12 protein-coding genes are annotated in these 12,320 nt (G+C 58.6%); 11 read left to right on the top strand and 1 reads right to left on the bottom strand.

The genetic code is table 11. The annotated features are described in order from the left end of the window. The first annotated feature begins 479 nt into the window (after positions 1-479). Both AX760_RS23330 and AX760_RS23325 read left to right on the top strand, forming a co-directional pair. Positions 480-1,361, top strand: coding sequence for a class II fructose-bisphosphate aldolase (locus tag AX760_RS23330; RefSeq protein ID WP_071835415.1), 882 nt, complete (start codon positions 480-482; stop codon positions 1,359-1,361). A 3-nt stretch (positions 1,362-1,364) separates the two neighbouring features. After that, a complete protein-coding gene (locus tag AX760_RS23325; protein ID WP_071835414.1) occupies positions 1,365-2,081 on the top strand; it encodes an HAD-IA family hydrolase in 717 nt (238 codons plus the stop codon). Between the two features lie 54 nt (positions 2,082-2,135). On the opposite strand, the gene AX760_RS23320 is transcribed toward AX760_RS23325, so the two are convergent. After that, positions 2,136-3,047, bottom strand: coding sequence for a MurR/RpiR family transcriptional regulator (locus tag AX760_RS23320; protein WP_071835413.1), 912 nt, complete (start codon positions 3,045-3,047; stop codon positions 2,136-2,138). A 479-nt stretch (positions 3,048-3,526) separates the two neighbouring features. On the opposite strand from AX760_RS23320, the gene AX760_RS23315 reads away from it, so the two are divergent. From AX760_RS23315 to AX760_RS28005, 9 genes are all read left to right on the top strand, one after another. Next, entirely contained in the window at positions 3,527-4,513 is a 987-nt protein-coding gene (locus AX760_RS23315) for a thiamine pyrophosphate-dependent dehydrogenase E1 component subunit alpha (RefSeq protein WP_071835412.1), read from the top strand. Positions 4,514-4,536: 23 nt separating this feature from the next. Continuing rightward, the gene (locus AX760_RS23310) at positions 4,537-5,541 is read left to right on the top strand and encodes an alpha-ketoacid dehydrogenase subunit beta (protein ID WP_071835411.1); all 1,005 of its coding nucleotides are present in this window, start codon (positions 4,537-4,539) and stop codon (positions 5,539-5,541) included. A gap of 33 nt (positions 5,542-5,574) precedes the next feature. Further along, entirely contained in the window at positions 5,575-6,795 is a 1,221-nt protein-coding gene (locus AX760_RS23305; protein WP_083531307.1) for a transaldolase family protein, read from the top strand. Positions 6,796-6,812: 17 nt separating this feature from the next. Continuing rightward, positions 6,813-8,135: an acetoin dehydrogenase dihydrolipoyllysine-residue acetyltransferase subunit gene (locus tag AX760_RS23300; RefSeq protein ID WP_071835409.1), complete on the top strand. Its 1,323-nt coding sequence runs from the start codon at positions 6,813-6,815 to the stop codon at positions 8,133-8,135. 113 nt (positions 8,136-8,248) lie between these two features. Then, complete coding sequence (gene lpdA, locus AX760_RS23295) at positions 8,249-9,661, top strand: dihydrolipoyl dehydrogenase (RefSeq protein ID WP_071835408.1); 1,413 nt, start codon at positions 8,249-8,251, stop codon at positions 9,659-9,661. A 12-nt stretch (positions 9,662-9,673) separates the two neighbouring features. Next, positions 9,674-10,369 carry an HAD family hydrolase gene (locus AX760_RS23290; RefSeq protein WP_071835407.1) on the top strand — a complete coding sequence of 232 codons (696 nt, stop codon included), beginning with the start codon at positions 9,674-9,676 and terminating at the stop codon, positions 10,367-10,369. A gap of 84 nt (positions 10,370-10,453) precedes the next feature. Further along, positions 10,454-11,377: a sugar phosphate isomerase/epimerase family protein gene (locus AX760_RS23285; protein ID WP_071835406.1), complete on the top strand. Its 924-nt coding sequence runs from the start codon at positions 10,454-10,456 to the stop codon at positions 11,375-11,377. Between the two features lie 47 nt (positions 11,378-11,424). Further along, a complete protein-coding gene (locus AX760_RS23280; RefSeq protein WP_071835405.1) occupies positions 11,425-12,192 on the top strand; it encodes a triose-phosphate isomerase in 768 nt (255 codons plus the stop codon). Beyond that, the coding region (locus tag AX760_RS28005; RefSeq protein ID WP_425348888.1) for a hypothetical protein at positions 12,189-12,320 on the top strand (132 nt) is incomplete at its 3' end. The genes AX760_RS23280 and AX760_RS28005, both read left to right, overlap by 4 nt.

Here is a 12,320-nt window from a genome sequence, read left to right as displayed (position 1 = left end):
TCTGGCCTACTGGAACGCGGAAGCCGTCAAGGCGGGCAACCTCGCGCCTCAGCTGAAGATCGAGAATGAAAAAGAACAGCCGATCACCGTCAACTACGACGAACTGGTCAAGAGCTGGCAGAAATAAGCACCGGACGCTGACACGGTGATTGCAAGAACCAAAACGCCCGGAGGTCATCCTCCGGGCGTTCTTTTGCATGGGTTTCGTTGATAGTGAAAAATAAATAATTTTCACAAATTCAGAATTCTGCTCGAATGAGAGTATTTTGCCAACGCACATTTTCTGATAAATTTTCGATAAATCAGCAATTTTAGCTGAAATAATTGAATATTTTTGATGGGCTTGAAAAAGAAAATTATTTACAAATACGCTGCATTTGATATCAGTGGTTACCGGGGTCGCCGTTGGCCCGTCACCTCTCGGACAGAATTTGTCTGATGAAGGTTTTGACAGCAGACACGCACAGGATGGGCAGAACATGGCATTCGTATCGATGGGGCCGATGCTGAAGCGGGCGCAGGCCGACGGTTACGGCATCGCCGCCTTCAACATGATTGACTACAACAGCGCGCGTTCCATCGTTGAAGGCGCTGCCGATATGAACGCTCCGATTATCGTTCAGGTCTCGGTGAAAACCATCCGGCATTGGGGCTTCAAGCCAATCGCCACCTGGGTCCGCATGATGGCGGAAGATACGGACGTTCCTGTCGCGCTTCATCTCGATCACTGCACTGACGAAGACGTCATCAAGCGCTGCATCGATGCCGGCTGGACGTCAGTGATGTTCGACGGTTCGTCTTTGCCCTTTGCCGAAAATCGCGAACGCTCGGAGGCCATTTACCGGCTGACGGAATCGGCCGGCGTCGGCCTTGAAGCCGAAATCGGTGCCATTGGCGGTGTCGAGGACGACAAGTTCGTCGCCGAGGATTCCGCCATACTCGCCGACTATGACGAATGCCTCGAATTCGTGAAGAACATGCCGAATCTGGCGGTCTTCGCGCCAGCCATCGGAACGGCGCATGGGGTCTACAAGGGCCAGCCGAAAATCGCTTACGCACTGCTCGAAAAGATCACGGCTGCGGTGGCCATCCCGATCGCGCTTCATGGCGGTACCGGCCTCAGCCAGGAACAGTTCGACCGTTGCATCGCTGCAGGCTGCGCCAAGGTGAATATTTCGACGATGCACAAGCTTCGCTTCATCAAGGGCTTTATCGGTGTGCGACAGGAAAAGCCCAAGCTTGAGGAGCCGCTGCCCTTCATTATCGGCCAGTATGACGCGATGAAAAAGGATGTCTGCGACATGATTACCGCTTTCGGCTCCCAGGGCAAGGCCGCGCATGCTGCCGGCACGGCGGGTTGAGCGATGATGCAGGCATTGATCTTCGACTGTGATGGCGTGCTTGTCGACACGGAACGTGATGGCCACCGGGTTGCGTTCAATCAGGCTTTTGCGCAACTGGGTATCGATTGCATCTGGGATGTCGAGCGCTACGGCGCGCTGCTTCTGACGGCAGGTGGCAAGGAGCGGATGCGGCGGCATTTCGATGAAACGGGGTGGCCGCAGACCTATCCCGATCGCGACGCCCTGATCTCCCGTATACATCACCTGAAGACGGATATCTTCATGACGCTGATCAGCACCGGTGCGCTCCCCTTGCGCCCGGGTGTTCGCCGTATCGTTGATGAGGCCATTGACGCCGGCATTGCGCTCGCGGTCTGTTCCACCTCGAACGAGAATGCGGTGCAGGCGGTTGTGGACGTGATGCTCGGTCCGCAGCGATCTGCCAAGATCACGGTCTTTGCAGGCGATGTGGTCGCGGCCAAGAAGCCCGCGCCCGACATTTACGAACTTGCCGCGACAACACTGGGGCTTACTCCGTCCGCATGCATGGTGATCGAAGACAGCAATAACGGGCTGAGGGCTGCCAAGGCCGCAGGCATGCGCTGCATTGTCACGATATCATCCTACACTGGCGAGGAGGATTTCGCGTTGGCAGACCGTATCGTTACAGATCTGGACGCAGGTATCGACATCCCGGCTTGTCGCGCAATCGTGGATCAGCCGGCTTCATTGGTTTGAGGCTCCACGCAGGCGATCCGAAAATTCATAAGGAATTTCGGATCGCCTGCAGGATCAGGTTTCGTCGTTTTTGCGGTGACGGTATCGCTTCTCAAGAGCAGCGCCGGTCGTGCGAAGGCTTTGCGCCGTCTTTTCACCCGTCCGGAACAATGTGCCGACATAGAGAAGGTCGATCAGGAACAACTGACTGATCCGACCCTCCAGGAAGTCCCCATGCAACGGAACGACTTGCTGGCTGGCACCCCAGGTTATCAGCGATACGCTGGACGCTTTCGCGACATCCGAATTTGCATTGCTGGTAATCGCGATCGTCGTTGCAGACCGTTCGCGGGCGAGTAGCAGCGCGTCCGCGACTGTTTCCGTTGTGCCGGTGTGTGATATTCCAACCATCACGTCATCGGGTTGAAGCGTGGCGGCGACGATCGTCTGTGTGTAACCGTCCCGATAGCTTGTGGCGTCAAAGCCGGCCTTCATGAAAAGATGGGCTGCCTCGTCGCAGATCGAGGCAGCGCCACCGACACCGACGAAGACGATCTTTCGCGCCTTGTGTAAGGCCTCCACTGCAAGGTCCAGGCGCTGCGCATCCAGCATGCGATGCGTTCCCTCAATGCCTGAAATCAACAGCGAGGCGAGCTTGCCGCTGGTGCTGATCAGAGAATCGCTGTCTTCGATTTCGAGGGGAATATTGACGAATGACCGGCGGCTTCGGGCGCCTTCCGCCAGGGACAGCTTCATGTCGGGATAGCCCTCGTAACCAAGGGCGCGGCTGACGCGGCTGATCGTGGCTTCACTGACGCCCAGATTGCGGCCAAGCTCCGTGATCGAGGAATCAAGCCTCTTGCTGGCATTGTCACGAAGGAAATCGGCAACAATCCGCTCAGACTTGCGCAGCGTCCCGTAGCGTTCCTGAATGCGTTCGAGAAGATCGCTTTGCTGAAGGTCCGAAAGCTGGCGAGGCTCAGTCATGCACGATTTCCGTTTCTGCGAGTGGCGCTGCCATCGTGGTAGCGTCCCCTTCTCTAGCATTCCTTGGATAAGAATAAAAGTTTCACCCGAATGCTTCAAGCTATTCCTGTGGGTGAAATTCCGGGCGGCGGTCACGGCTTACGATGCTTACAAAGCGCGCATATCCCGCAGAAGAAATCCGGCAGAATATTTTCAATCGATCTTGAAAGGAATTTTCTAAAATCATGGAAAGTTATGGTGTGCGTGAACGATCTCAGTCACTATCCGCGCGCAAAATGAACTTTCTTTCACACGGCGAGAATATTTTAAATGAGATATATCATATAGATAGAAAAAATTCCTGGTCGAATTTATGGATTGCGAAGATCGATCATCGTGATTTCCAATTTATGGAGAAAATTTTCTCGACAGTTTTATTGGAGGGTGTTAGATACATTGTAACGAGGAAACAATGGACCAATCCGGGGAGAGAAGCATCCATGTCAGCCCAATCCAGCAACGGCAATGCCCCATCGAGGGAGCTCCTGGAGAAACTTTTCAGGACCGCTTATAAAATCCGTGTCTTCGAAACAGAGGGCATCAAGCTTTACCGTCAGGGCCTGATCCGCGGGTACTTCCATCCCTATCTGGGGCAGGAAGGTATTGCGACCGGCGTCTGCGCCGCACTGAAGGATGGCGACTATATTGCGTCGACCCACCGCGGCCATGGTCACTGCATTGCCTGGGGCGCCAGCATCAATAAGATGGTTGCCGAACTCCTCCAGAAGGATACCGGCTATTGCCGCGGTTACGGCGGATCCATGCACATTGCCGACATCAAAGCCGGTAATCTCGGCGCTAACGGCATCGTCGGTGCCGGCACACCGCTTGGTGTCGGCGCTGCGCTTGCATCGCAGATCAAAGGTACTGATGCGGTTACCGTCACCTTCACCACCGATGGCGCGTCGAACAACGGCACCTTCATGGAATCGCTCAATCTGGCGGCCATCTGGAATCTCGCCTTTGTCCTGGTCGTCGAGAACAACCAGTATGCGGTTTCCACCAAGATCGAGGAATCGACCCGCGAGGTCGATCTCTACAAGCGTGGCCTCGCCATCGGCGTGGAGAGCTATCAGGTCGACGGCAACGATTCGCTCGCCGTCTACAATATGACGAAGGATGCCGTCGAAAAATGCCGTCGCGGCGAGGGGCCGATCCTCATCGAAGCCAAGACCTATCGTCACATGGGCCATCACGTGAATGACCCCGGCAAGTACATGCCCGCCGACCGTCTTGCCTATTACAAGGAACGAGACCCGGTCGATCGCGCTCGCGCTGCGCTGACGGAGATGTCCGGCATCGACCAGTCCGAAATCGATGCGATCGAGAATGAGATCCGGCTGGAATTCGAGGCTGCGGTCGAGTTTTCGAAAGCGAGCGGCGAGGTCACCATCGCGGAATTCCGCGAATTCGCTGCTGCTTATTGAGCTTCCGGGGAGAGAGAACGAAAATGGCAAGAGAACTGATGTACCGTGACGCCCTTCGCGAGGCGATCGACGAGGAAATGGAACGCGACAGCTCGGTGTTCATCATCGGCGAAGGCATTGCCGAGCGTGGCGGTTCCTACAAGGTGACGGAAGGGCTGCTTGACAAATACGGCGCCAACCGCGTCCGTGATACGCCGATCGCCGAAGCCGGCATGATCGGCGTCGGTGTCGGGGCGGCGATTGCCGGTGCGCGTCCGATCGTTGAAATCCTTTATGTCGACTTTGCCATGCTCGGCATGGATATGCTTGTCAATCAGGCGGCGAAGTTTCGCCTGATGACCGGTGGCGATGGACGTGTGCCTTTCGTGATGCGCACCCAGGGCGGGACGGGCGGCGGCGTGGCGGCGCAGCATTCGCAGAGCCTCGAGGCGCTGTTCTATCATATTCCAGGTCTTCAGGTTGTCATGCCTTCGGTTCCGGCCGATGCCAAGGGCCTGCTGAAATACGCGTTGCGTCAGCAGGATCCGGTGATGTTCCTTGAGCACAAGCATCTTTACATGACCAAGGGCATGGTGCCCGACGGTGAACATGTCATCGAATTCGGCAAGGGCGACATCAAGCGTCCGGGCAAGGACGTGACGATCATTGCCTGGTCGAACATGATCCCGCGTGCCCTCGAAGCAGCAGCGAAGCTCGCCGAAGAGGGTATCGATGCCGAAGTGCTCGATCCGCGTACACTGGTACCGCTCGACAAGGCGATGATCCTCACCTCGGTCGCCAAGACCAACCGGGTCGTCATCGCGCAGGAAGCCGTGCGCCGCGGCGGCGTGGCCTCGGACATCGCCTCGATCATCCAGGCGGAAGCCTTCTATGATCTTGACGCGCCAATCGAGATCGTCGCCGGTCTCAATATCCCCGTTCCGTTCAATCTCGAGCTGGAAAAGGCCAGCGTTCCGCAGGTCGACGACATCGTTGTCGCTGCCCGCCGTACGCTGCATGCCAAGTCTTTCGCACTCGCCGCCGAATGATCACCGATCTTTGGACAGGACAGGAAAACGACGATGTCTATGAATGTGTTGGAAAAACTGGCGGCCACAAATCCCCAATGTGAAATCTGGTGGGATTCGTCTCCCTTGATCTATCCGGGGTGGAAAGCATCCGTTCTGAAGGATGCACCGGCGGAAAAGCGTACCGATTGGGAGGCGCAGCTGACGCGCCTCTTCGATGCGGATCACGTGTCGGCGACGGGTGAAATGGGTTTTCGTGGCGTGACCACCAACCCCCCCCTGTGCTTGCAGGCGATCCAGGCCGATCCAGCCTTCTGGGCTGAGGAAATCCGCAAGCTTGCGACCGAAAACGGCTCTGATGATATCGAGCACATCTACTGGACCATTTATCTCGACGTGGTTCGCCGTGGCGCCGCCATGATCCGCAAGGTCTATGACACGTCAGGCGGAAAATACGGTCTTGTCTCCGGTCAGGTCGATCCGCGTTTCGTCACCGACCGGACGCGCATGCTTGAGCAAGGTCTGCAGCTTGCCGACATCGCTCCGAATGTCATGGTCAAGATTCCGGGCTCGAAGGAAGGCTACGAGGTCATCGAGGAACTGACGGCGCGCGGTATCTCGACCAACAACACCACGTCCTTTACGGTGCCGCAATATGTCGCCTGCATGGACGCGGTCTCGCGCGGTCTGGAACGCGCAAAGTCGAATGGTGTCGATCTTTCGAAATGGCGCTCGGTCATCACGCATATGTCGGCAAGGCTCGGCAATGTCGGCGATCTGAAGGCGCAGGCCGAGGCACGCGGCATTGCGCTTTCGCCCGAAGACATTCTCCTCGGGGAACTTGCCGTTCTCAAGCGCGCCTACCGCTATGGCAAGGAGCGGGGTCACCCCAGCAAGATGCTGCAATGCTCCATGCGGGTATCCGATACGGGGCCGGGTGGCACGGCATCCAGCTGGCATATCTCCAAGCTCGCCGGCGGCGACTTCGTCTATACATGCCCACCCGGCTATATCCATCAGCTGATGCAGGCCGAAGACCGTCTGCCTGATTTCGATCCGCGCGCTATCGATGAAGATGCGCCGGCTGAAACCATCGAGAAGCTGCTGCAGATTCCGTATTTCCGGCAGGCCTATGAATTCGACGGTATGAAGCCGGAGGAATTTTCCCAGTTCGGCGCCTTCGCGACCACGGCCGGCGAATTCGCTGCCGCCACCCGCAAGACCGTCGATTTCGTCGCCCAGTCGGTTGAGTCCGTCCGGCGCCGTGTGGCTTGAGAAAGAGAGCAAACGTCATGGCACGTCCCATTCTTATGCCGCAGGTCGGGCAAGACCTTACCGAAGGCAAGATTACAGCGCTGAACATCAAGGTCGGCGACAAGGTGAAGAAAGGCGATATCGTCGCCGAGGTTGAATCGGAAAAGGCCGTGTTCGAGGTGGAAGCCTTTGAGACCGGTACCGTTCTGGAAGTTCGCTACAAGGTCGGCGATATGGCCATCGTGCTCGAACCGATCATTATGGTCGGCGAGGAGGGCGAGGTTCTCGAAAGCGCAGCCACCACCGGATTTTCCGGTGAGAATGCGCAGGAGATTGTCAGCCAGGCTGGCGAAAGCGTCACGGCGACGCCGGTCGAACTTGCTCGTGAAACCGAAACCGCATGGCTGAAGACCGGCACCGGGGGATCATCGCCATTGGCGCGTCGGCTTGCCGGCAGCGCCGGGGTCGATATTGCCCAGATCACCGGCACTGGTCCTCGCGGCGCTGTGGTCAAACGCGATGTCGAGGCGTTTCAGCGCAGCAGGTCCGGCACCGCGTCTGTTCTGCCGTTCAGCGGCAGCTCGGTTCGTGCATCAGGCGGCGCATTGCCCGTGCGCACCCTTCAATCCGGAACAGGCGATCCGGTCGTACTGATTCACGGTTTCGGTGGCGAGCTTTCCGCGTGGAAGCCGTTCGTTGCGCATCTTGGCCTGGCGAACCCTATTCTTGCTCTTGATCTTCCAGGCCACGGTGCTGCGGCATCGTCGGTTGCGACAGATTTCGAAAGCCTGACCGCAGCCGTGCATGCGTCGCTTGTGGCAGAAGGCATCGACCGGGTCCATCTCGTCGGCCATTCGCTCGGCGCGGCCGTTGCGGCCAGCATCGCAGGTGGCGGAAATCTCCAGGTCCGGTCGCTGTCGCTTCTGTCCCCCGGTGGTCTCGGCCCGAGGATCAATGGCGACTACATCGCCGGTTTCCTCTCCTCGACAAGCGAGGCGGCGCTGAAGGTCTGGCTCGAACTCCTGGTCCACGATCCGGCCTTGCTGCCGGGTGTTCTGGTCCGGGCCACCTTGGCAGCACGCGAGGGAACGGCAATGGTTGATCATCAGGCGCGGCTTGCCGCCGGTGTTTTTGCCGGCAATACACAGCTTTTCTCGATCCGCGACGCCTTGCTGCGCTTCGGCGGACCTGTGCGGGCCATTGTCGGTCGTGAGGATCGGATCTTTCCGTCCGAACAGTCTGATGCTGTGCCGTCCCACGTCGGCCTGTATCGTCTGCCGAATGTAGGGCATCTGCCCCAGCTGGAAGCAGCATCGCTGGTGGGGCGTCTCGTGGCGGAAGCTGTTCGAAGCGCCGGTTGATCGGTCGCTTCACCTCCCGGTCGCACTGCGCACTCCCAAGGGTGCGCAGTGCGATTGACCGGAGACAGAACCGTCATATGCCATCGCGATTTTGCGACTGAAAGGACAGGCCGATGCCAGCCTATGATCTCATCGTCATTGGCGCAGGACCGGGCGGCTATGTCGCCGCGATCCGTGCCGCCCAGCTCGGCCTTCGCACGGCCGTGGTCGAACGCAGGCATCTGGGGGGTGTCTGCCTGAACTGGGGTTGCATTCCCACGAAATCGCTGTTGCATTCGGCAGAAATCCTTCAGGATTTGCGCACCGCCGGCCGTTTTGGCATCGACGTGGCAGAGCCCGCAATCAGCCTGCAAAAAATAATCGAGCGTTCGCGCAACGTTGCCGCACAGCTGAACGCCGGTGTTCAGTTTCTCTTTCGCAAAAACAAGATAGATACGATCTGGGGTGACGCCGAAATTACGGATCGCGGCCGTGTCACCGTCAAGGCTTCGCCCGGCGATCTACCGAAAGGCGTCCTGCCTCCGGGCGACTATGAGGCAGCGCACATCGTCATAGCGACAGGCGCGCGCGAACGTGTCTTGCCGGGCCTGGCGCCGGATGGCCAGCATATCTGGTCCTATCACCATGCCATGACGGCAACAGAGCTTCCGGAAACCCTTGTGATCATCGGCGGCGGCGCGATCGGCGTCGAATTTGCGGCCTTTTATGCCGAACTCGGAACGAAGGTGACGCTGATCGAGCGCATGCCGCGCATCCTGCCGTTGGAAGATGCCGAGATCGCCGATCAGATGGCCAAGGCGTTGAAGAAGAAGGGCATTGACATCCTCTGCAGTGCGACTATTTGCGACGCGCCGACCACTGATGCCGGCCTAACCGTAAGGCTCAAGCTCGCGGATGGGGAGATACGGATGCTCAAGACCGAAAAGCTGCTTTCGGCAGTTGGAGTCGTTGCCAATATCGAGGGTCTGGGCGTGGAGCGTCTCGGCGTCGAACTGTCGAATGGCACGATCCGAACAATGTCTCGGGGCAGAACGACCGTTCCGGGCATCTATGCGATTGGCGATGTCGCCGGTCCGCCAATGCTGGCCCACAAGGCCGAACATCAAGGCGTCATGTGCGCCGAGGGGATCGCCGGACGTGCCGGACATACAGAACTCGGGCCGGTTCCGTCCTGCGTGTTTGCCCATCCGCAGTTGGCCTCGATCGGGCTGACGGAGGAGGGGGCGGTCGCAACAGGGCGGGCATTCGAGATCGGCCGTTTCAGCCTGCGCGGCAATGGCAAGGCGGTGACGCTCAATGAAACCGACGGCATGGTCAAGGTCCTGTTCGATGCGCAAACCCGGCAGGTCATCGGCGCGCACATGCTCGGCCCGAATGTCAGCGAATTCATCTCTGTCTTTTCTCTGGCGATGACGGTGGGGGCGACCCGTGAACAGCTAGCCGCGACGGTTTTCCCACATCCGACGCTTTCGGAAGTCGTTCATGAAGCGGTCCTCGCCTCCGAAGGACGCGCGATCCATGCTTAGGGAAACGAAGAGATGACCAGTTTTAGGGGTGAACACATAGGTACGGTCGTTTTTGATCTGGATGGAACGCTGGTCGATAGTGTGCCGGATCTCGCCGGCTCGCTCGACGGTCTCATGAGGGAAATGGGCCTGGAGGCCATCGGCGTATCGGCGACACGGAAACTCATCGGCCACGGCATTCCCAATCTGGTTCGGGGCGCCTTGGACCTGCGCGCGGTCGAATGGCAGGATGAACAGGGCAAGAGGGCCATCAAACGTTTCACAGAGCTGTATTCCGGGCGTCTGTCGCAGGAGACACGGCCTTATCCGGATGTCGAGCAGACGCTTGCCGTGCTCGCGGACGATGGCTGGCGCCTTGCGGTCTGTACCAACAAGATCGAACTTTACGCCAAGGCGATCCTGCGCGACCTCGGGCTCGCGCATTTTTTCCCGGTCATTGCCGGGCCGGATACGTTTGGCGTCGGCAAGCCTGATCCACGGCATCTGCTGGAAACGGCAAGGGAAGCCGGTGGTGGCGATCCGGTCATTTTTGTCGGGGATTCCGAAGTCGATGTCGCAACGGCCAAGGCTGCCGGTGTCCCGGTGATCGCGGTGAGCTACGGGTACGCCAAGTCGCCGCTTGCCAATTTGCTGCCCGATGCCCTGATCGATCGGTTCGCCGATATTCCGCAGGTCGTCTCGGGCCTCGCAAAGGCAGGCGCATCGTAGGGATGAACAGTCACAACCATCAGGAATGAGAGACGCGGTACCAGGGCACAATGCCGCCCGTGTCATGACTCGAGGAGGATCACCATGGCGCTCAGATTGTCGCTGAACACAAATCCGCTGGTCAATCGGTTCGCCGATGTCGATGACCTCATCGACACGCTGGCCGAGCGCATCCGGATCGGCCACATCCAGCTCACACCGGAATTCATCAATCCGTCCTGGCCGGCTTCGGTGATCACCAAGCGCGTTCGGCAGTTCCGCAGGGCGATGGACAGGACCGGCGTGAAGGTCACATCGGTGATGACCAGCACCTATGGCCGTCTCAACCATTTCGGCCATCCGGATGCTGATATTCGGCGCTATTATCTCGACTGGTTCCGCACATTGGCCGATATCTCATGTGAACTCGGGGCCAACGGCATGGGCACCCAATTCGCCGTCTTTACACAGAAGGACGACGACGATCCGGTTCGCCGCGAAGCGTTGATCGAGATCGTGATCGAATGCTGGCGCGACGTGGCTGAACACGCAAAAGCTGCTGGCCTCTCCTACCTGTTCTGGGAGCCGATGTCTGTCCGGCGCGAATTCGGCCACACGATTGCCGAATGCCGATCCTTCGACAATCGTCTTTCTGCCGCGAGACTGCCCCTGCCGTTCAAGATGATCGTTGATATCGATCATGGCGACGTCACCTCGACCAATCCCGACGATACCGACCCCTATGCCTGGGCCGCTGCTTTTCCGGAGGAATCACCGATCATCCACGTCAAGCAGTCGTCGATGAACAAGGGTGGCCACTGGCCGTTCACGGCCGCGCACAACAAGGATGGTCGCATTCAGCCGGAAAAGCTCATCAAAACGGTCACCGACGCCGGCGGCACGGACAACGAAATCTGCATGGAACTGTCGTTCCGCGAGCGCGAACCCACCGATAGTAACGTCGTCGAGATGATCCGTGAATCGGTCGCCTACTGGGAACCGCACATCAACACGGGTTTCAATCGGTAGACGTGCCCGAAGGTAAATGGCGGCCCTGCCGCCGGGAGGATGATGACATGACCAATTCCACACTCTGGGTTGGAACAAGCTGGAAAATGAACAAGACGCTGGCCGAGGCGCTCGCCTTTGCCGAAGGGCTGGCTGCTGCCGACGCAGATAGCCATGCGCGTGTCCAGCGTTTCATCATTCCATCGTTTACCGCCATGCGGCAGGTCAAGGAACGGTTGGCCGGCACCAGCGTCAAGGTTGGCGCGCAGAACATGCATTGGGATAATGGCGGTCCCTGGACGGGAGAGATTTCCCCGGTCATGCTCAAGGACTGCAATCTCGATCTGGTGGAAATTGGCCATAGCGAGCGGCGTGAATTCTTCAACGAGACCGATACGACCGTCGGCCTGAAGACGGCAGCGGCCGTTCGCCATGGCTTGATACCGCTGGTCTGTATCGGCGAGACCCTTGCTGAGCGGGAAGCCGGTGAAGCCGACAACGTTCTTCGTCGTCAGGTCGAAGGCGCCTTGTCGCAGCTTGAAGGCGCGGAAAAATCGGCAACCATTCTGATCGCCTACGAGCCCGTCTGGGCGATCGGCGTCAACGGCATCCCGGCAACCCTGGACTATGCCAGTGCGCGGCATGCGAAAATCGCAGCCGTTACCAAAGCCTGCCTCGGACGTGCTGCTCCCATCCTGTATGGCGGCAGCGTCAATCCGCAGAATTGCGCCGAGCTTGTCAGCCAACCCGCGATCGACGGCCTGTTTATCGGCCGCTCAGCCTGGACGGTCGGGGGCTATCTCGACATTTTGCAGCGGGTCGCCGCCGTAGTTTGAACGATCCTCCAACCACCGGAACCAATCTGATGATCTCTCGCGAACAACACGACCGGATGGCAAATGCGATCCGTTTCCTTTCGATGGATGCCGTCGAAAAGGCCAATTCCGGCCATCCCGGCCTGCCG

The organism is Pararhizobium antarcticum (assembly GCF_001885585.1).
Taxonomy (GTDB): Bacteria; Pseudomonadota; Alphaproteobacteria; order Rhizobiales; family Rhizobiaceae; genus Pararhizobium; species Pararhizobium antarcticum.
Note: the sequence above shows the minus strand (reverse complement) of the source record. Positions and strands in the feature narration are given on the sequence as shown.

Excerpts from the sequence above, each read along its gene's own strand:
- lpdA (WP_071835408.1), top strand. The coding sequence starts at position 8,249 with ATGCCAGCCTATGATCTCATCGTCATTGGCGCAGGACCGGGCGGCTAT.
- AX760_RS23300 (WP_071835409.1), top strand. The coding sequence starts at position 6,813 with ATGGCACGTCCCATTCTTATGCCGCAGGTCGGGCAAGACCTTACCGAA.
- AX760_RS23315 (WP_071835412.1), top strand. The coding sequence starts at position 3,527 with ATGTCAGCCCAATCCAGCAACGGCAATGCCCCATCGAGGGAGCTCCTG.
- AX760_RS23285 (WP_071835406.1), top strand. The coding sequence starts at position 10,454 with ATGGCGCTCAGATTGTCGCTGAACACAAATCCGCTGGTCAATCGGTTC.
- AX760_RS23280 (WP_071835405.1), top strand. The coding sequence starts at position 11,425 with ATGACCAATTCCACACTCTGGGTTGGAACAAGCTGGAAAATGAACAAG.
- AX760_RS23305 (WP_083531307.1), top strand. The coding sequence starts at position 5,575 with ATGTCTATGAATGTGTTGGAAAAACTGGCGGCCACAAATCCCCAATGT.
- AX760_RS23325 (WP_071835414.1), top strand. The coding sequence starts at position 1,365 with ATGATGCAGGCATTGATCTTCGACTGTGATGGCGTGCTTGTCGACACG.
- AX760_RS23330 (WP_071835415.1), top strand. The coding sequence starts at position 480 with ATGGCATTCGTATCGATGGGGCCGATGCTGAAGCGGGCGCAGGCCGAC.
- AX760_RS23290 (WP_071835407.1), top strand. The coding sequence starts at position 9,674 with ATGACCAGTTTTAGGGGTGAACACATAGGTACGGTCGTTTTTGATCTG.
- AX760_RS23320 (WP_071835413.1), bottom strand. The coding sequence starts at position 3,047 with ATGACTGAGCCTCGCCAGCTTTCGGACCTTCAGCAAAGCGATCTTCTC.
- AX760_RS23310 (WP_071835411.1), top strand. The coding sequence starts at position 4,537 with ATGGCAAGAGAACTGATGTACCGTGACGCCCTTCGCGAGGCGATCGAC.